The organism is Devosia sp. ZB163 (genome assembly GCF_028613635.1).
GTDB lineage: Bacteria > Pseudomonadota > Alphaproteobacteria > Rhizobiales > Devosiaceae > Devosia_A.
Window position 1 is genome coordinate 344,415 of the sequence record NZ_JAQRMY010000001.1, and the last position, 17,844, is coordinate 362,258.

Below are 17,844 nucleotides of genomic sequence, written 5' to 3' on the forward strand. Positions count from 1 at the left end.
GGAGCGCAACCGGGCGGCGCGAAAGTGCCGGTGGCCTCACTCCGGTGGCGCGTCACGGCGCCCAGCTTCGAGTGCCGCCATGTCCCCGCGTCCGCCCAACATCCTCTACTTCCTCGTCGACAATCTCGGCTATGGCGAGCTTGGCTGCTATGGCGGCGGTGTGCTGCGCGGCGCCGACACGCGGCGGATCGACGCCTTTGCCGCCGAAGGAACGAAGCTCCTCAATTTCGCGCCCGAGGCGCAATGCTCGCCCTCGCGCGCCGCGCTGATGACCGGCCGCTACGCTATGCGCTCGGGGAACCACACCGTCGCCCTGCCGGGCGATGAAGGCGGGCTCGTCGCCTGGGAGAGGACGCTCGGCGATATCCTCTCGGAAGCGGGCTATGCGACGGCCTGTTACGGCAAGTGGCACATCGGGGCCTCCGAAGGGCGCTGGCCCACGGACCATGGCTTTGACGAGTGGTATGGCCCGCCGCGCACCTGGGACGAGAGCTTCTGGCCCGAGGACCCCTGGTACGTTCCCGACCGCGACGGCGTGACCAACATGCTCGAGGCGCGCCGGGGCGAAGTCCCCGCGGCGGTGCGGCAGCTCGATCTCGAGACCCGGCGCGAGGTGGACGCCGAGTTCCTCGCTCGCGCCGAGGCTTTCATCCGGAGGAGCGCCACAGCGGGCCAGCCCTTCTTCGTCTATTTCAACCACTCGCTCATGCATATGCCGACCATCCCCCGGGCCGCGTTTCACGGGCGGTCTGGCGCCGGGGACTGGGCTGACTGCCTGCTCGAGCTCGACGCCGATTTCGGTACCCTGCTCGACCTCCTGGGCGAACTCGGCATCGCCGACGACACCATCGTCGTCTTTTCCGGCGATAACGGTCCCGAACAGGCCGAGCCGTGGCGCGGCACGCCCGGGTTCTTCGATGGCTCCTACTTCACCGCCATGGAGGGCTCGCTCCGCACGCCCTGCCTCGTGCGCTACCCCGGCGAAGTCCGGGCGGGACGGCAGAGCAACGAGATCGTCCACATCACCGACATGTTCACGACGCTCCTCGGCTGGGCCGGAGTGCCGCCTCCCGCCGACCGCGAGATCGATGGGCTCGACCAGCGCCGGTTCCTCTCGGGCGCGAGCGAGGCGTCGGCGCGAGACGGCTTCCCGTTCTGGATGGGCTCGACGCTGCACGGCGTGAAGTGGCGGAACTTCAAGCTGAAGCTCTACCTGCAGCAGAACTCGTTTGCGCCAGCGCTGCCGCTCGCAACCCCGCACATCATCAACCTGATCACCGACCCCAAGGAGCAGAACGCCATCGACCTGCCTTACATGCACTCGTGGACGGCCGCTCACTTCGGCCGCATCCTCAAGGACTATGCCGAGAGCATCCGGCGCGAGCCTCTGGTCCCCGCCGGCGCTCCGCTTGATTTCGTACCGAAGCGTACAAATAACGCTTAAGTCATCTGCGAAGTACGATTGCGTACAGACTGATCGTGTATTCAGCGTTGCTGCAATAGGAGGCATGCACGAAAGCAACTAGCCGAATCAGATCCGAGTAATGACACTGACTGCGGCCGGTGTGGTCTTGGCAAGCGGTTCCTTGCGGGGGAGGACAGAGTGCGCATGAAGTTTCTCGCCATCTGGCTGGCCCTTGCGGGGGTCTCCGGCCCTGCGCTCGGCGCCGAGGCGGGATTCAGCGTCTATGCGCTGGGCGGGTCCGGCTTCAACGCCGGCATCACCCCGCCGGCAGGCACCTATGTCACCCCGCTCGTCGGCTATTATGCCGGCTCCATCGATGGCACCGTCACGCTGGGCGACGTCGACCTCGCGGCGGGCGCCGATGTCGGCTTCTTCCAGTCCGGCATCAACTTTCTCTATGTGCCCGAGTTCGAGGTGCTGGGCGGCACGCTCGGCCTCAGCATCACGCCGATGATCGGCCATATCGACCTCGAGGCCAACGTCTCGGTCGGCGGTGGGCCGGGCATCAACCGCGAGGTTGCCGGCTGGGGCCTCGGCGATACCTGGATAAAGGCCCAGGTCGGCTGGTCCGAGGGCACATTCTTCTACACAGGCTACGTGCAGGGCCTGTTGCCGACCGGGACGTACGAGACGGGCTTTTTTCCAAGCACCGGCCTCAATCGCCCGGCTATTGACGTCGGCGGGGCGTTCACCTGGATCGAGGCGACCTCCAAGATTCAGCTGAACGCCCAGGCCGGCTTCACCTTCAACTTCGAGAACCCCGCCACCGACTACCAGTCGGGCGCCGAGTTCCACCTCGATTGGGCCTTCGGCAAGGATTTCGGCAATGGCCTGACGGCGGGCATCGTCGGCTACAACTACCGCCAGCTCACCCCCGATACCGGCGACGGCGCCGTGCTGGGCGATTTCATGGGCCGCGTCGATGCCGTCGGCGTCGGTGGGCAGTACAGCACCAAGCTGGGCGAGACGCCGAGCACCTTCGCGCTGCGCTACTACCACGAGTTCAACGCCGAGAAGCGCTGGGAAGGCAGCACTACGCTCGCCACGGCGACGTTCGCCTTCTAGGACGCGAACCGCAAGACAGGGCGAGGGGCGCCACAGCGGGCACCCCTCATCTTCGTCCTAGAGGTTGCACCGGTGGTACTGACCATCATAGCCGAGGAACATGTCGGTCTGGGCATTGTAGGACCGATACTTGGCTTCGCAGGCCGCCACATGGTTGTCGTCGATCACGACCATGTTGTTGTTGTAGTAGCGGTCATTCGCGATGGCGGCGCCCACACCGAGCCCGACCGCGCCGGCCCCTATCCCCCAGCCGTAGGGACGGTAGCCCCAGCGGTTCATGTATCGGTTGCCGTTCCAGTAGTTGTTGTATCGCCGGTTGTTCCAGCCTCCATCCCAACGATTGCCCATCCCGGGACTGTAACCGTACCCGAGGCGTCCTTGCGCCTGGGCCGGCATCGAGGTTGCCATCAGTCCCAAAACTGCGGCCGCGACGGCTGCAAGAGCGAGCTTTCGCATCGCCTTCTCCCTTCCAAGTGAAGTGAGGCACAACGGAAATCCTCCACCCGCGTCATGGTTGCGCGCAGCACACCTGCGGGCACCGTCGCAGTCGAGGATATCCCTCGAACATGCGGGGCTCGGCCGCCAGCCACGACAGTTAACTCCCGCGGCGCATTCTCATCAAACTGGATGCGTACAGGACCGAGCTGGAAGAGGGGGGGAGTGCGTGGGCTATCTGCTTGATAGCCTTGGGATCGGTCCGCGAGTTTCCTGGAATGTCACGGGAGGAATCTCTCACGGGCGACCCTGCAGAGTTGACGTGAATAGACCGATCGAGGGTCCGGATTTGTTAAATGTCGGGACCGATTGCCTGTGTACCGCCCCGGGACATCAGCCGTAGCTTGGTTCGACCTGGCGGCGTTTTGGCGACGCAGGCTGGGCCGTTTCCAGGAGCCGGAGGCAAGACGTTCAACCTTATCCAGGAGGACAGATTGTCAGCAAAGTTCACGTTGAAAGTGACCTCCAGAACGGTCGCCATTGCCGGAATTGCCGCGTTGGCCGGACTGGCCGGCGCCATACCGTCGCAAGCCGACGAGGCTGATGCCAAGACGCTGCTCAAGCAGATGTCGGACTACCTGGCGGCCCAGAAGGCATTCTCGTTTGACTACGACAGCGACCTGGAGGTCGTGACCAAGGATCAGCAGAAGCTTGCGTTGGCGAGCTCGGGCAACATGGCCGTCGAGCGGCCGGACAAGCTGCGGGCCGAACGCGTTGGCGGCTTCACCGATGTCGAAGTCGTCTATGACGGGAAAACGCTCTCGATCCTGGGCGACCAGAAGAGCGCCTACAGCCAGGCGGAACTGCCCGGGACCCTCGACCAGCTATTCGACACCCTGCGCGACAAGTACGGCCGCCCGATCTCTGGAGCCGATCTGCTCTTGTCCGACGTCTACGATGCGCTGATGCCGGAGGTGAAGGATGTGAAGGACCTGGGGAGCGGCGTCATCGGCGGTGTCGAGTGCAATCATCTCGCGTTTCGAACGGACGAGGTCGATTGGCAGATCTGGATAGCCACCGGAGCCGATCCCTATCCATGCCGCTATGTCGTCACCAGCAAGGAGGTGCCGGGCTCTCCGGAGTACCGGGTCGACCTGAGAAACTGGAAGGCGGGCGACAAGGTGGCGCAGGCCGATTTCGGGTTCCAGCCGCCTGCCAACGCCAAGAAGGTCGAAATGTCCGATCTCCCGGAGACGGATGAGCTACCGAAATCGTTCGCGGTCGGAGGCACGAAATGACACTCAGTCGAAAGCTCGGAATAGCAGTACTGGCCACGGTGATTGGCATTTGCGGCCTCGAGATCGGAGTGAGCATTGGTGTACCGGGCGTGCCCGGGGTCGTGTCGGAGGCCTATGCCAAGGTGGGGCGGCCGCTGACACCGGTCAGCGCTGCCGGGGCGGCCCGGCGTACGGCCCGTCGGTGCGCGACAGGCGTCTACGCCTGCTAGCCCTCATCGCTCCCTGAACCCCGTACCTCCGGCGGCCTGTTGCTGTCTCAAGGATTCACGTGGAACATCTCACGCGAGGAAGGTGCGCAACCGCCTTGTGCCTTCGCGCAGCTTCTCCGCGCTGACGGCATGGCACCAGCGCAGCCAGCCGTCGCCCTCGGGGCCGAAGGCGCCGCCGGGGGCGAGGCCGAGGCCGGCTTCTTCGACGAGGCGCCTGGCGAGTTCGAGCGTATCGTCCTGGCCTTCGATGCGGAAGAAGACATACATCGCGCCGCCGGCATCGGGCACGACCACGCCCGGCATGGCGGCGAGTTCATCGACGAGGAGGCGGCGCGTCGTGGTCAGCTGCTGCCTGAGGCGGGCGACTTCGGCTTCGCCCTGATCGAGCGCCACCGTCGCGGCGCGCTGGATGGGCTCGAGGATGCAGGACGTGTTGAACTCGATGATCTTGCCCAGGTCCGTCGCCAGCGCCTCGGGGGTCACGATCCAGCCGACGCGCCAGCCCGTCATCGACCAGGCCTTCGAGAAGCTGTTGACCGAGAGGATCCGGTCGCCCGGCTCGTAGCGGCGGAGGAAGGACGGCGCCGATGGCCGGGCGGGGTCGTGCACCAGCCGCTCGTAGACATCGTCGCTGAGGACCCAGATGCCGTGCTTGCGGCAGTGGGAGAGGATGGCGTCGACCTCGTCTTCCTCGATGGTCCAGCCGGTCGGGTTGTTGGGCGAGTTGATGATGACGAGGCGGGTGTCGGGCGTCAGCGCCGCAAGCAGCCGGTCGAGGTCGAGCCCCCAGCGGCCGTCCGTCACCGCCAGCGGCACGCGCGTCACTTCGGCCCCGAGGATGCGCGGGATCTCGACGATGTTGGGCCAGAGCGGGGTGACGGCGACGACCTTGTCGCCGGCCGAGACGATGAGCTGCATGGCGAGCATCAGGCCCGAGACGCCCGAGCCGACCGCGGCGATCCGCTCCGGCCCGACCGGGCGGCCATGGAGGCCGGAGAGGTAGCGCGCGATCGCTTCGCGGAGGTACGGCCGCCCCAGGTTCTGCGAATAGAAGGTCTCGCCCGAGCCGAGCGATGCGATCGCCGCCTCGCGGATGAACTGCGGCGTCGGCTGGTCGGATACGCCGAACCAGAAGGCCAGCACGTCGTCCCGTCCCATTGCCGCATTGGCAACGTCGCGGATCAGCGAACTCTTGAGATCGCGTACCGCGTCGCGCGCGGCAATGGGGAAGGGGAGGGTGGAGAGGTCCATGGCGGGCTCGGCGTTCGGGATAACCGTTCGTAGAGCATTGGTGGCCGTTGAGCCAGCTGGGGACGGGCTCCCGGTTCCCGAGCCGCACCACCCCCACCCACGGTCCGTCCCCTCAGGGGGGAGGGAGGCGATAGGGGATGGCCCTACGGCGCGAACACTTCGATCGCGGCCGGGCGGATCAGGAAGTGCGCCGGGGTGTAGGTGACGATGTCGCCGTCGGTGTTCACCGGCATCGGCTCCCTGGTGCGGATGTCGAACTCGACCGATTTGTCGGTGCGGACCTCTTCCCAGGCCCCGTGCGTGCCGCGCCGGAAGTGGCCGAAGAGCAGCAGGAGCTTGAACACATTGTCCTGCTCGAGGCTGTAGAGGTCGAGGTGCCCGTCGTCGATCGCGGCATTCTCCTCGATCACCGTGCCGCCGCCATAGTGCCGGCCATTGCCGACCGCGATCTGCAGCGTCTTCACCTTCTCCTCGCCGCGCGCCGAAATGATCGTCGCCCTGAACGGCCGCGCCCGCGCCAGCACCTTGAGGGCTGCCAGCGCATAGCCGAGCTTGCCCCAGCGGCGCTTGGCCTCGCGGGTGAGCCCGTTTGCGAGGTCGGCGCTGAGCCCGATGCTTGCGACGTTGAAGAACGGGTGCCTGTTGACCTCGCCCAGGTCCACCCGCCGCGTCCTGCCGGCGATGATCACGTCGGCGGCGCTGAGCAGGTTGTCCGAGATCTCGAGGGTGCGGGCGAGATCGTTGGCCGTCCCCATGGGGAGGATGCCCATCGGCAGGCCCGTCGCCAGCACGCCCCTGGCCGCCGAGTTGAGCGTGCCGTCGCCGCCGCAGACGATGACGAGGTCGAAATCGTCGCCGCGCCGGATGATGTCGCTGCTCACTTCGTCAGCCGAGTTGAAGCGCTCGACCGAGACGCTGATTCCGCCTGCCTGCAGGCGTTCGATCACCGGCTCGAGCGCCGCCGTGCCGCGGCGCGCATTGGGATTGACCAGCATCAGGGCGCGTCTGGTGCGAGGTTCGATCATCGGCGGTCGGTATCCCCAAACTGGGCATCACATGGGGCAGAACGCAGCCGGGCGCAACAGCGACCGCGTTAACTCTTGGCGAGGTTCGTGACGTGGGCCGTCGCGGCCGAGATTTGCGCCAAAAGGCACAAATCTCGGCGGAGAAGCGGGAAGACGTGGCCCGTCGCCTAAGTCTGGCTTGCAAGCAAACGCATAGGCCTGTCTCGGCAGAAAGTTAAGATTTACTGCTCACAATGAGTAGATGAGCTGGAGCGTGGAGAAAAAGTTTCGTGCGTGCCTCGCGACTGTTCTGGGATGAGACTTCGCACTGGTCGATGGAGGGGGCCCAACTCGACGACGCAGGACTGGTGCTTTACTTCGGCACGCGCCGGATGCTCGCTGGTGGCCAGCTCTACGAGGCATTGCAGGAGCGCTTCCCCGAGGCGCATGTACTCGGGTGCTCGACCGGCGGTCAGCTGTCGGGCCTCGATGTCAGCGATGACCGGCTCAGCGCCGTCGCCATCGCCTTCGACGATACGCACCTGCGCGCCGCCACGGCCCCGATCGAGGGCGCCGCAGGCTCGCGCGCCGCGGGCGCCGCCATCGGTGAGGCCCTCAAGGCCAGGAACCTCGCGGGCGTGTTCGTCCTGTCGGACGGCATCAACGTCAACGGCAGCGCCCTCGTCGAGGGTATCGCCGGCGAGGTCGGCAGCCATGTGCCGGTGAGCGGTGGCCTCGCCGGGGACGGAGAGGCCTTCGTCGCGACGCTGGTCGGCTGCAATGGTCCGCCGGTATCCGGCCAGGTCGCAGCCATCGGCTTTTATGGCGGCGCGATCCGCCTGGGCTACGGCAGTGCCGGCGGCTGGGACGTGTTCGGCCCCACCCGGCGCATCACCCGCTCGGTCGGCAACGTCCTCTTCGAGGTCGACGGCAAGCCGGCGCTGGACCTCTACAAGCTCTATCTCGGCCCCGAGGACAGCCAGAACCTGCCCGGGTCGGCACTGCTGTTTCCGCTCCGCATCTTCAATTCGCGCCGCCCCGAAGAGGGGGTAGTCCGCACCATCGTCGCCGTCGATCACAAGGCGGCCTCGATGACCTTTGCCGGCGATATGCCGGAGGGCTGGTCGGCGCAGCTGATGCGCGGCAGCTTCGATCGCCTGAGCGCCGGCGCCGCCAAGGCGACGCATCTCGCGGTCACCGGGGCACGGCTGCAGCAGGATACGCCCAGCGTCGCCATCTTCGTTTCCAGCGTCGGTCGCCGCCTGCTGATGGGGCAGCGGATCGCCGATGAGATCGAAGCGGCCAATTCCGAGCTCACGCCGAACTGCCTGTCGGTGGGCTTCTACTCCTACGGCGAGTTCTCGCCCAACGAGGTTTCGGGCTTTGCCCAGCTGCACAACCAGACCATGACCGTCACGGTCCTCGCCGAAGAGGTGGTGTGACCGTGCGCAGACTGTTCGAGAGGCAGCTCAGAAAGGCGACCGATGACGATGGCAACATCGACATCGAGGCCCTGGGTCGCCTCGTCAGTGCTGCCTATGAAGAAGCCGAGCACGACCGGACGCGAACGGATCGCTCGATCGAGCTGATGGTCGAGGAACTCACCGCCTTCCAGGCCGGCCTCGAGGAGGAGATCGGCAAGCGCACGGCCCAGCTGCGGCTCAGCCAGCAGAAGCTGCGGACGCAGAATACCCGCTTCTTCACGGCGCTCGAGAACATGTCGCAGGGCCTTGCCATGTTCGACCGCAACCAGCGCCTGCTGATCTGCAACCAGCAATACCTCAACATGTACGACCTGCCGCGTCGCTACGGCCGGCGGGGCACCACCCTGACGGCCATCATCAAGGCCCGGATTGCGGCGGGGACCGCACCCGATATCGATCCCGGCGCCTATATCGAGGAGCGTCTCTCGACCGCCGCCGAAGGCCTCGATTCGAGTATCACCCACCATTTGAGGAACGGTCGCGTGATTTCGGTCAGTCATCGCGCCATGCCCGATGGCGGCTGGGTCACCATGCACATGGACATCACCGAGCTGCACCGCATGCAGGCCGAGCTGGCCTACCAGGCCTATCATGACGTACTGACCGGCCTGCCCAATCGCAACAAGCTCCACCAGGAGCTCGAAACCGCCTTCGAGAGCCTCGACACCGACGACTGCTTCGCCGTGCTCTGCCTCGACCTCGACAGCTTCAAGGCGATCAATGATACGATGGGGCACGCGGCCGGCGACGAACTGTTGCGGCAGGTCGCCAACCGGCTGCGCCGTAGCGTCGGGGACCGGGGGATCGTCGCCCGCATGGGGGGCGACGAGTTCGCCATCATGCTGCGCGATGCCGGCGAAGAGCAAGCGGCAGGGCTGGCGACGACCGTGCTCGACGCCATCCGCCAGCCGCTCGACATCGAGGGGCACTCCGTGCTCGTCGGCGCCAGCGTCGGCGTGGCGGTTGCGCCGCGCGACGGCAATACCCCGGACCGGCTGCTCAACAATGCCGACCTGGCGCTCTATTCGATCAAGCGCGGGCGGCGCGGCGGCTATCGCCTCTACGAGCCCGGCCTCGCCGGCTCGACCCGCGGGCGCGTCCAGCTCGAGAACGACCTGAGGCGGGCGCTTCCCAATGGCCAGCTCGAGCTCTGGTACCAGCCGATCCTCGATCTCGAATCGGGCGCGCTGAGCGGCTTCGAGGCGTTGCTGCGCTGGCAGCACCCGACGGAAGGCACGATCCTCCCCTCGCTCTTCATACCGCTCGCCGAGGAGACGGGACTGATCGGGCCGATCGGCGAATGGGTGATCCGCGAGGCCTTCGCCGAAGCCGCCAGCTGGCCGCATCCCCTCGGCATCGCCGTCAACGTGTCCTCGAGCCAGTTCGATCGCGGCAACCTTGTCGGCATCGTTGCCAACGCCCTGGGGGCGAGCGGCCTGGCGCCCGGTCGGGTCGAGATCGAGATCACCGAGACGATCTTCCTCGAGAACAACTCGGCCAACCTGAGCGTCCTCCACCAGCTGCGCGAACTCGGCCTCAAGATCGCGCTCGACGATTTCGGCGTCGGCTACTCGGCCCTGAGCTACCTGTTGGCGTTCCCGTTCGACAAGCTCAAGATCGACGGCTCGTTCGTCCGCGCGCTGGACCACAATCCGGGGGCGGAGGCCATCCTCAAGGCGGTCGCCGATGTCGCCGCTCGCATGGGCATCGTCGCGACGGCCGAGGGCATCGAGACCGACGCGCAGTTCAGCAAGGTACGCGAGCTCGGCTACGGCGAAGGCCAGGGATTCCTGATCTCGCGACCCCTCAACCGCAAGGGGGTGTACGAGCTTCTGCACTCGGACGCGGCCCCCGACCTGCGCAAGGCGGGGCCATAGGCAAAGGGCCGGGATCGCTCCCGGCCCTTCAAGCTTCAGAGCACGAAGCGGCTGAGGTCGGTGTCCGCCGCCATCTTGCCGATGCGGTCATCCACATAGGCTTTGTCGATGGTGATCGTCTGGCCTGACCGGTCGGGCGCATCGAACGAGATGTCCTCGACCAGCCGCTCGAGGATCGTGGCGAGGCGCCGCGCGCCGATATTCTCGATCGTGGCGTTCACATGCACCGCCGCATCGGCGATGGCCTCGATCGAGTCGGGGGTGAAATCGAGCGTCAGCCCCTCGGTCTTCATCAGCGCCACATACTGCTTGATGAGGCTCGCGTCGGTATCGTTGAGGATGCCGATGAGGTCCTCGCGCGTCAGCGCCTTGAGCTCGACGCGGATCGGCAGGCGCCCCTGCAGCTCGGGGAGGAGATCGGAGGGCTTGGCCACGTGGAAGGCGCCCGACGCGATGAACAGGATATGGTCGGTCTTGACCGGCCCGTACTTGGTCGAGACGGTCGTGCCTTCGATGAGCGGCAGGAGGTCACGCTGCACGCCCTCGCGCGAGACGCCGCCGCCATAGCCGCCTTCGCGGTTCACGATCTTGTCGATCTCGTCGATGAAGGCGATGCCGTGGTTCTCGACGAGGTCGACCGCTTCCTTGGCGAGCGCATCCTGGTCGACCAGCTTGTCGGCCTCCTCGGCCATCAGCGGGGCGTGCGCGTCCTTGACCTTGACCTTGCGCTTGACCCCGCGCCCGCCAAAGGCCTTGCCCAGCATGTCCTGGATGTTGATGACGCCGATATTGGCGCCCGGCATGCCGGGGATCTCGAAGCCGCCCGGATTGCCCGCCGGCTGCATCTCGATCTCGATCTCCCGGTCGTCCAGCTCGTTGGTCCTGAGCTTGGTCCGGAAGCTGTCGCGGGTCGAGGGCGAGGCGGACGAGCCGACCAGCGCGTCGAGCACGCGCTCCTCGGCATTGTGGTGGGCCTGCGCCTGCACCTCGGCGCGCTTCTTGTCGCGCAGCAGCGAAATGCCGGCTTCCACCAGGTCGCGCACGATCTGCTCGACGTCGCGGCCGACATAGCCGACCTCGGTGAACTTGGTGGCCTCGACCTTGACGAACGGCGCCTGGGCCAGCTTGGCGAGACGCCGGCTGATCTCGGTCTTGCCGACACCCGTCGGCCCGATCATCAGGATATTCTTGGGCGTCACCTCGGCGCGCAGGTCGTCCGAAAGCTGCTGCCGCCGCCAGCGGTTCCTCAGCGCCACGGCCACCGCGCGCTTGGCGTCGTGCTGGCCCACGATGAACCGGTCGAGCTCGGAAACGATCTCGCGCGGCGAAAAATTGGTGTCAGTCATTGGTTCATCACTTTCCGCTGCCCTCATCGAGGCGCAGCACCATGAGATAGTCATCGTAGAAGAGCCCATCGACCCTGAGGCCGCGGGGATCTTCGCCGTAGATCGTGAAGCCGTGCCGCTCGTAGAGCCGGCGGGCCCGGTCATTGTCCTGCGTGACCGCGAGGTGCAGCTGCAGGACGTGGTTGCGCGCTTCCGCGATAACCGCGCCGACGAGGAGGTCGGCGCCGCCCCGGCCGCGGGCGGCGGGACGCAGATAGACCCCGACGAGGTGCCCGCGATGCGCCGACTTGAGGATCGCCTCGCGGTAGAACCCGGCCGCGCCGACCAGCGCCCCGGTTTCGAACAGGCCGAACACGAAGCCCTTGTCGAGCCGGTCGACCCAGGCCGCAGCCGGCTTGTCGATCTCCTCGGCGAGACTCGAGCCGAACGAGGCGGGCGAATCCGCGAGCCCCTCGATCCGCAGGGCCCGGTAGGCCTCCGCGTCGGAGGCGATCAGCCGCCGCGCCGCGAACGTCACTTGTCCGTCTCGATGATTTCGACGGTCACGTTTTCGTTAGTGTAGATGCAGACCTCGGCGGCGATCTTCATCGCCTTGCGGGCGATCTCTTCGGCATCGAGCTCTGTGTTCTCGCTCAGCGCCAGGGCGGCCGAATAGGCATAGTTGCCGCCCGAGCCGATGGCGATGCTCGCGTGGTCCGGGGTCAGCACGTCGCCCGTGCCGGTGAGCACGAGCGTGTCATCCTTGTCGGCGACGATCATCATCGCCTCGAGGCGGCGCAGGTACCGGTCGGTACGCCAATCCTTGGCGAGTTCGACCGCGGCCCGCATCAGCTGGTCAGGATACTGCTCGAGCTTGTTCTCGAGCCTTTCGAACAGGGTGAAGGCATCGGCCGTGGCGCCGGCGAAGCCGCCGATCACCTTGCCGCCGGCGAGGCGCCGGACCTTCTTTGCCGTGTGCTTCATCACGGTGTTGCCGACCGAGACCTGACCGTCTCCGGCGACCACCACCTTGTTGCCCTTGCGGACCGCCACGATCGTCGTGCCGTGCCAGCCGGGGAAGCTATCGTCTTGCGACATGGGGGAAAACTCCGAGAAGTGTCCCGCCCTATTTAGGCGCGCGCGCGCCGATTTCAAACGGGGGGTGGTTCTGGTCCAGTCGCCGCTCCTGCGCTCAACCACCGTCATCCCCGGGTCAAGCCCGGGGACTCATGAATGTTGCGGCCAACAAATTGGTCTATGTCTGCGCGCGGAGAGCGCGGCAAACGCTGGTGCGGAGGAGAGATCGCTGGGTCCCCCGGTCAAGCCCGGGGATGACGGTGCGTGTGTGGCGCGTTCGGTGCGTGGATGGAGACTGGCGCGCGCCCATGCTGGCTCGCCCGAAACCGCTCAGCGGCTCTTCTTGACCCGCACCACCACGTCGACATGCGTGATGTCCATGCCCTTGGGGGGCTCGGGCAGGTTCTGGATGACGATCGAGGAGGAGGGGATGTCGATCACCCGCTGCTCGTCCTCGAGGTAGAAATGGTGGTGGTCCGAGGTGTCGGTGTCGAAATAGGACCGCGACGCGTCGATCGCCACTTCGCGCAGCAGCCCCGCTTCGCGGAACTGGTGCAGGCTGTTGTAGATCGTCGCCAGCGACACGTTGACCTTGGCGATGGCCGCCTCGTCATGCAGCTGCTCGGCGCTCACGTGCCGGTGCGGGCCGCCGAACAGCAGCTCCGCCAGCGCCACGCGCTGCCGCGTCGGCCTGAGGCCCGCCATGCGCAGGACGGCCGTCAGGCACGGTCGGCGCGACGGAATCGGACGGCTCTGGAGGCTGCGGTCGGTCATATGGTCCTTTGGTGACAGGCCGTGTCAGGTTCCGACGCTTATAACTTCCGCCACTTTAGCACACAAGCGGCGCTCGGTCGCGGGACCGCGCCGCTTGACCCCTTTACGCCCGCTCTCTAGTAACGAACCCCAAAGTAGGAACGGAGAAAGCCCCTGCCCATGGCGGAGCGCAAGAACGCATACGGATATGACGACCTCATCCTGAGCGGCAAGGGCGAGCTGTTCGGCCCTGGACGGGCCCAGCTTCCCGCCCCGCCGATGCTGATGTTCGATCGCATCACCCGGATCGATTCCGACGGCGGCGCCCACGGCAAGGGGCAGGTGCGCGCCGAACTCGACGTCAATCCGGACCTGTGGTTCTTCAAGTGCCACTTCATCGGCGACCCGGTGATGCCGGGCTGCCTCGGCCTCGATGCGCTGTGGCAGATGCTCGGCTTCTTCCTGTGCTGGGACGGTTCGCCCGGCAAGGGCCGCGCACTGGGCGGTGAAGTAAAGTTTACCGGCCAGGTCACTGATGATGTCAAACTCGTCGAGTATGGCATCGACCTGAAGCGCGTGATGAAGTCCAAGCTGGCGCTCGGCATCGCCGACGGCTGGGTCAAGGCCGACGGCAAGGTGATCTACGAAGCCAGCAGCTTGCGCGTCGGTCTGTTCACGGAAGTCTGATCGGCTCTGCCGGTCCTGCCAAGGAGGCAATATGAGGCGCGTCGTCATCACCGGCATGGGGATCGTTTCCTCTATCGGAAACAATCTCGATGAAGTGGTCGTGAGCCTCAGGGAGGCCAAGTCCGGCATCGTCTTCGCCGAGGACTATGCCAAGTACAACTTCCGCTGCCATGTGCACGGCGCGCCCAAGATCGATCCGTTCGAGGTGCTCGACCGCCGCACGACCCGCTTCATGGGCAAGGGCGCGGCCTGGAACTACCTCGCCATGCAAGAGGCGATCGCCAATTCCGGGCTCGAAGAAAAAGACATCAAGAACCCGCGCACCGGCATCATCATGGGCTCGGGTGGTCCGTCCACCCGCACCGTGATCGAGGCCGGCGACATCACCCGCGAAAAGGGCCCCAAGCGCATCGGGCCGCTGGCCGTGCCCAAGGCGATGAGCTCGACCGCTTCGGCGACGCTGGCAACGCCGTTCGGCATCCAGGGCGTGAACTATTCGATCACCTCGGCCTGCGCCACGTCCAAGCACTGCATCGGCGCCGGCTACGAGCAGATCCAGTGGGGCAAGCAGGACATCGTCTTTGCCGGCGGCCACGAGGATCTCGACTGGAGCCTGTCGAACCTTTTCGACGCCATGGGCGCCATGTCCACCGACTTCAACGCGACGCCCGAAAAGGCCTCGCGCGCCTATGATGCCAAGCGCGACGGCTTCGTCATCGCCGGCGGCGCAGGCGTGGTGGTGCTCGAGGAATACGAGCACGCCAAGGCGCGCGGCGCGACCATCTACGCCGAGCTGATCGGCTATGGGGCCACTTCCGACGGCTACGACATGGTCGCTCCCTCGGGCGAAGGCGCCATCCGCTGCATGCAGCAGGCGCTGGAGACGGTGAAGGGCAAGATCGACTATATCAACCCGCACGCCACCTCGACGCCCGTTGGCGATCTCAAGGAGATGGAAGCGATCCGCGCCGTCTTCGGCACCGGCGACGATTGCCCGCCGATCTCGGCCACCAAGTCGCTCACCGGCCACTCGCTGGGCGCCACCGGTGTCCAGGAATCGATCTACTGCATCCTCATGATGCGGGAGCGGTTCCTGTGCGAAAGCGCCAATATCGAGGAACTGGACCCGGCCTTCGCCGACATGCCCATCCTCCGCCAGCGCCGCGACAACGTCGATATCGGCATTGCGCTGTCGAACAGCTTCGGCTTCGGCGGCACCAACGCGACGCTCGTCTTCAAGCATCCCGACGCCTGATACGTCAGCGGGGCCTTTCGGCCCCGCTGGATCTGCTACTCGGCGGCCGGAGCCGTCGTATCCTCGGGCGCGCTCGGCGCCGGAGGCTTGGGCGGACGCGGCTTGGGCTGCTTCTGGCGCTTGATCTTGACGCGCTTGACCTGCCGGCTGTCGGCCTGCAGCACCTCGAACTCGAAACCCTTGATGCCATTGACGTGCTCGCCCTTTGCCGGCACGTGGCCAGCGAGCTCGAAAACGAGGCCGCCCAGCGTATCGACTTCGTCGGCATGGCTGCCCGGATCGAAATCGGGGCCGATGACCTCGCGCACTTCCTTGAGCTCGGCCCGGGCCGAAGCGATGAAGACGTTCGAATTGACCTTGCGGACCAGCGCGACGTCGTCGTCATGCTCGTCCTCGATCTCGCCGACCACGGCCTCGAGCAGGTCCTCGATGGTGACGAGCCCGTCGGTGCCGCCATACTCGTCGATCACCACGGCCATGTGCACGCGCTTGAGCTGCATCTGCTGCAGCAGGTCGCCCACCGGCATCAGCGGCGGCACGAACAGCACCTGGCGGGCAAGATCGAGCTTTTCGATCCTCGAGCGCAGCGGGGTCGAGACGAGCTTGACCGGCTGGGTGGCCTCCGGATCGGTCGCCGGCTCGGTGATCCGGCGCAGCGCGTCCTTGACGTGGATGAAGCCGGTGATGTTGTCGAGGCTGTCGTTATAGACAGGCATGCGCGAATGGCCGACCTGGCGGAAGCGGGACACCAGCGTCCCGAGTGTCTCGGTCGATTCGATCGCCTCGATGTCGGCGCGCGGCACCATCACGTCCTCGACACGCTTCTCGGCGAGATCGAGCACGTTCTTGAGGATGGTGCGTTCGGATTGGCTGAAATCGGCGGTGCCGCCGGATGCCTCGTTCTCGAGCGCGACCTCGAGGTCGTCGCGCAGCGAAACGGTACGCATGGCGAGCAGGCCGCGCACGCGGTTCCAGATTTTCTGCCCCCACGTCAGCGTGGGGGCGGTACTAGAGGGAGGCTCGCCGCTGGGTTTCGGAGCCGGCTTCTTGGCCGGGGTAGACTGACTGTCGGTCTCGTTCATCAAATTGGCCGCATCGCGGCCTTCCATGGATCGGAGCGCGTAATTTAGCTGTCGGCATAGGGATCGGCAATGCCGAGGGTGCGAAGGATCTCGGTTTCGAGCCCTTCCATTTCCTCGGCCTCGTCATCATCGAGATGGTCGTAGCCCAGAAGATGCAGGAAACCGTGCACCATCAGGTGGGTGAAATGGTCATTGAAGCTGATGCCCATCTCGTCCGCTTCGCGCTGGACCGTGCCCAGGGCGAGGGTGATATCGCCCAGCAGCCCCCCGACCGGACCAAACGGCTCGATCTGCGGGAAGCTCAGGACGTTAGTCGATTTGTCGAAGCCGCGCCACTGCCTGTTGAGCTCGCGCTGCTCCTCGTCGTCGGTGAGCACCACCGAGACCTCGGCAACGCCCGTGACCTTGGCTTCCGACTGCTTCAGCGCCTCGAGGATGGCGCGTTCGGCCACGGCCTCAAGACCATCGGGCCAACCGTCGGCGTTCACCGAGAAGGCGATGGAAAGCGGAGATTTGGGCAAGTTCAGGCCTTGTTGTTCTGTTCCGCGAGCCGACGCTGCGTGTCGGCCTCGTAGGCGCGGACAATACGCCCGACCAGCGCGTGGCGCACCACGTCCTTGTCGGAAAAGCGCGAGATGTGGACGCCCTCGACGCCGTCGAGCAGTTGCACCGCCTCGATCAGGCCGGATTTCTCGCCGCGCGGCAGGTCGACCTGGGTCGGATCGCCCGTGACGATCATCTTGGAGTTCTCGCCCAGGCGGGTGAGGAACATCTTCATCTGCATCGAGGTGGTGTTCTGCGCCTCGTCGAGGATCACCACGGCATTGGCGAGGGTACGGCCGCGCATGAAGGCGAGCGGCGCCACCTCGATGATGCCGGAGGTGATGCAGCGCTCCACATGCTCGGGGCGCATCATGTCGTAGAGCGCGTCATAGAGCGGACGGAGGTACGGATCGACCTTGTCCTTCATGTCGCCGGGGAGGAACCCCAGGCGCTCGCCGGCTTCGACGGCCGGACGGGACAGGATGATGCGGTTGATGTCGCCGCGCTCGAGCAGCGTCGCCGCATGGGCAACCGCGAGATAGGTCTTGCCGGTGCCGGCCGGGCCGACGCCGAAGACCAGCTCCGAGCGGTCCATGGCACGCATATAGGCGTCCTGCGCCGGCGTGCGGGCAACGATGGTGGCCTTGCGGGTCGCGATCTGGGCCATGCGCACGCGGCCCTTCTTTTCGAGGGTTGGAAGCGTGAGCTGGCTGTCTTCGGTCTCGATCATGCGGATGACGCCGTCGACGGTGGCGACATCGATCGACTGACCCTCGTCCAGCTGCTCGTAAAGCGATTCGAGAACGCGCCGCGCCTGGTCGACCGAACTGGCGCCGCCCTTCAGCATGACGTGATTGCCGCGCGGCGTGGCCTGCACGGAAAGACGCTGCTCGATCAGGGCGAGGTGCTGGTCGAAATCGCCGTAGAGTTGTGCGGCGAGCTTGTTGTCTTCGAAGGCGAGTTCAAGCTGTGAGGATGGGCCTTGGTCAATAGACGGGGGCAAATGCCTGCTCAAATCTCTGTTGGCTCCGTTG

At 65.9% G+C, this 17,844-nt stretch carries 18 protein-coding genes; 8 read left to right on the forward strand and 10 right to left on the reverse strand.

The window, feature by feature from the left end; genetic code table 11:
• The first annotated feature begins 79 nt into the window (after nt 1–79).
• Nucleotides 80–1,444 carry an arylsulfatase gene (locus PRN20_RS01720; protein WP_273955274.1) on the forward strand — a complete coding sequence of 455 codons (1,365 nt, stop codon included), beginning with the start codon at nt 80–82 and terminating at the stop codon, nt 1,442–1,444.
• A gap of 165 nt (nt 1,445–1,609) precedes the next feature.
• Nucleotides 1,610–2,530, forward strand: coding sequence for a SphA family protein (locus tag PRN20_RS01725; protein WP_273955275.1), 921 nt, complete (start codon nt 1,610–1,612; stop codon nt 2,528–2,530).
• A gap of 57 nt (nt 2,531–2,587) precedes the next feature.
• Here PRN20_RS01725 and PRN20_RS01730 read toward each other — a convergent pair whose 3' ends face one another.
• The gene (locus PRN20_RS01730; RefSeq protein WP_273955277.1) at nt 2,588–2,986 is read right to left on the reverse strand and encodes a BA14K family protein; all 399 of its coding nucleotides are present in this window, start codon (nt 2,984–2,986) and stop codon (nt 2,588–2,590) included.
• Between the two features lie 335 nt (nt 2,987–3,321).
• Here PRN20_RS01730 and PRN20_RS01735 point away from each other — a divergent pair, with 335 nt between their 5' ends.
• Both PRN20_RS01735 and PRN20_RS01740 read left to right on the forward strand, forming a co-directional pair.
• Nucleotides 3,322–4,263, forward strand: coding sequence for a DUF2092 domain-containing protein (locus PRN20_RS01735; RefSeq protein ID WP_337956204.1), 942 nt, complete (start codon nt 3,322–3,324; stop codon nt 4,261–4,263).
• Entirely contained in the window at nt 4,260–4,472 is a 213-nt protein-coding gene (locus PRN20_RS01740; RefSeq protein WP_273955278.1) for a hypothetical protein, read from the forward strand. The genes PRN20_RS01735 and PRN20_RS01740 overlap by 4 nt, the downstream gene beginning before the upstream one ends.
• Before the next feature lie 69 nt (nt 4,473–4,541).
• Here PRN20_RS01740 and PRN20_RS01745 read toward each other — a convergent pair whose 3' ends face one another.
• Nucleotides 4,542–5,723, reverse strand: coding sequence for a pyridoxal phosphate-dependent aminotransferase (locus PRN20_RS01745; protein WP_273955280.1), 1,182 nt, complete (start codon nt 5,721–5,723; stop codon nt 4,542–4,544).
• 143 nt (nt 5,724–5,866) lie between these two features.
• A complete protein-coding gene (locus PRN20_RS01750; RefSeq protein ID WP_273955281.1) occupies nt 5,867–6,748 on the reverse strand; it encodes a lipid kinase in 882 nt (293 codons plus the stop codon).
• A 269-nt stretch (nt 6,749–7,017) separates the two neighbouring features.
• Here PRN20_RS01750 and PRN20_RS01755 point away from each other — a divergent pair, with 269 nt between their 5' ends.
• Together PRN20_RS01755 and PRN20_RS01760 are read left to right on the forward strand one after the other, a co-directional pair.
• A complete protein-coding gene (locus tag PRN20_RS01755) occupies nt 7,018–8,169 on the forward strand; it encodes an FIST signal transduction protein (RefSeq protein WP_273955283.1) in 1,152 nt (383 codons plus the stop codon).
• Entirely contained in the window at nt 8,166–10,088 is a 1,923-nt protein-coding gene (locus tag PRN20_RS01760; protein ID WP_273955284.1) for a putative bifunctional diguanylate cyclase/phosphodiesterase, read from the forward strand. Before PRN20_RS01755 ends, PRN20_RS01760 begins: the two co-directional genes overlap by 4 nt.
• Before the next feature lie 35 nt (nt 10,089–10,123).
• Here the strand turns inward: PRN20_RS01760 and hslU are convergent, their stop codons facing one another.
• The 4 genes from hslU to irrA form a co-directional block, all read right to left on the reverse strand.
• Complete coding sequence (gene hslU, locus PRN20_RS01765) at nt 10,124–11,434, reverse strand: ATP-dependent protease ATPase subunit HslU (protein WP_273955286.1); 1,311 nt, start codon at nt 11,432–11,434, stop codon at nt 10,124–10,126.
• A 7-nt stretch (nt 11,435–11,441) separates the two neighbouring features.
• Nucleotides 11,442–11,951, reverse strand: a complete 510-nt coding sequence (locus PRN20_RS01770; RefSeq protein WP_273955288.1) for a GNAT family N-acetyltransferase — start codon at nt 11,949–11,951, stop codon at nt 11,442–11,444.
• Nucleotides 11,948–12,511, reverse strand: a complete 564-nt coding sequence (hslV, locus tag PRN20_RS01775) for an ATP-dependent protease subunit HslV (RefSeq protein WP_273955305.1) — start codon at nt 12,509–12,511, stop codon at nt 11,948–11,950. Before hslV ends, PRN20_RS01770 begins: the two co-directional genes overlap by 4 nt.
• Nucleotides 12,512–12,820: 309 nt before the next feature.
• Entirely contained in the window at nt 12,821–13,264 is a 444-nt protein-coding gene (gene irrA / locus PRN20_RS01780) for an iron response transcriptional regulator IrrA (RefSeq protein ID WP_273955306.1), read from the reverse strand.
• A 159-nt stretch (nt 13,265–13,423) separates the two neighbouring features.
• Here irrA and fabA point away from each other — a divergent pair, with 159 nt between their 5' ends.
• Together fabA and fabB are read left to right on the forward strand one after the other, a co-directional pair.
• Nucleotides 13,424–13,930 carry a 3-hydroxyacyl-[acyl-carrier-protein] dehydratase FabA gene (gene fabA / locus PRN20_RS01785; RefSeq protein ID WP_273955308.1) on the forward strand — a complete coding sequence of 169 codons (507 nt, stop codon included), beginning with the start codon at nt 13,424–13,426 and terminating at the stop codon, nt 13,928–13,930.
• Between the two features lie 31 nt (nt 13,931–13,961).
• The gene (fabB, locus tag PRN20_RS01790) at nt 13,962–15,185 is read left to right on the forward strand and encodes a beta-ketoacyl-ACP synthase I (RefSeq protein WP_273955309.1); all 1,224 of its coding nucleotides are present in this window, start codon (nt 13,962–13,964) and stop codon (nt 15,183–15,185) included.
• Nucleotides 15,186–15,220: 35 nt separating this feature from the next.
• Here the strand turns inward: fabB and PRN20_RS01795 are convergent, their stop codons facing one another.
• From PRN20_RS01795 to PRN20_RS01805, 3 genes are read right to left on the reverse strand one after another with little or no spacing between them, the layout of a single operon-like run.
• Nucleotides 15,221–16,267, reverse strand: a complete 1,047-nt coding sequence (locus tag PRN20_RS01795) for a hemolysin family protein (protein WP_273955311.1) — start codon at nt 16,265–16,267, stop codon at nt 15,221–15,223.
• A gap of 44 nt (nt 16,268–16,311) precedes the next feature.
• Nucleotides 16,312–16,788, reverse strand: coding sequence for an rRNA maturation RNase YbeY (ybeY, locus tag PRN20_RS01800; RefSeq protein WP_273955313.1), 477 nt, complete (start codon nt 16,786–16,788; stop codon nt 16,312–16,314).
• Between the two features lie 2 nt (nt 16,789–16,790).
• The gene (locus PRN20_RS01805) at nt 16,791–17,813 is read right to left on the reverse strand and encodes a PhoH family protein (protein WP_273955315.1); all 1,023 of its coding nucleotides are present in this window, start codon (nt 17,811–17,813) and stop codon (nt 16,791–16,793) included.
• Nucleotides 17,814–17,844: the final 31 nt, after the last annotated feature.

Coding starts and splice junctions, on each gene's coding strand:
- PRN20_RS01730 (WP_273955277.1), bottom strand. CDS start 2,986: ATGCGAAAGCTCGCTCTTGCAGCCGTCGCGGCCGCAGTTTTGGGACTG.
- PRN20_RS01750 (WP_273955281.1), bottom strand. CDS start 6,748: ATGATCGAACCTCGCACCAGACGCGCCCTGATGCTGGTCAATCCCAAT.
- fabA (WP_273955308.1), top strand. CDS start 13,424: ATGGCGGAGCGCAAGAACGCATACGGATATGACGACCTCATCCTGAGC.
- fabB (WP_273955309.1), top strand. CDS start 13,962: ATGAGGCGCGTCGTCATCACCGGCATGGGGATCGTTTCCTCTATCGGA.
- PRN20_RS01735 (WP_337956204.1), top strand. CDS start 3,322: ATGTCGGGACCGATTGCCTGTGTACCGCCCCGGGACATCAGCCGTAGC.
- irrA (WP_273955306.1), bottom strand. CDS start 13,264: ATGACCGACCGCAGCCTCCAGAGCCGTCCGATTCCGTCGCGCCGACCG.
- PRN20_RS01795 (WP_273955311.1), bottom strand. CDS start 16,267: ATGAACGAGACCGACAGTCAGTCTACCCCGGCCAAGAAGCCGGCTCCG.
- PRN20_RS01725 (WP_273955275.1), top strand. CDS start 1,610: ATGAAGTTTCTCGCCATCTGGCTGGCCCTTGCGGGGGTCTCCGGCCCT.
- hslV (WP_273955305.1), bottom strand. CDS start 12,511: ATGTCGCAAGACGATAGCTTCCCCGGCTGGCACGGCACGACGATCGTG.
- PRN20_RS01745 (WP_273955280.1), bottom strand. CDS start 5,723: ATGGACCTCTCCACCCTCCCCTTCCCCATTGCCGCGCGCGACGCGGTA.
- PRN20_RS01740 (WP_273955278.1), top strand. CDS start 4,260: ATGACACTCAGTCGAAAGCTCGGAATAGCAGTACTGGCCACGGTGATT.
- PRN20_RS01720 (WP_273955274.1), top strand. CDS start 80: ATGTCCCCGCGTCCGCCCAACATCCTCTACTTCCTCGTCGACAATCTC.
- hslU (WP_273955286.1), bottom strand. CDS start 11,434: ATGACTGACACCAATTTTTCGCCGCGCGAGATCGTTTCCGAGCTCGAC.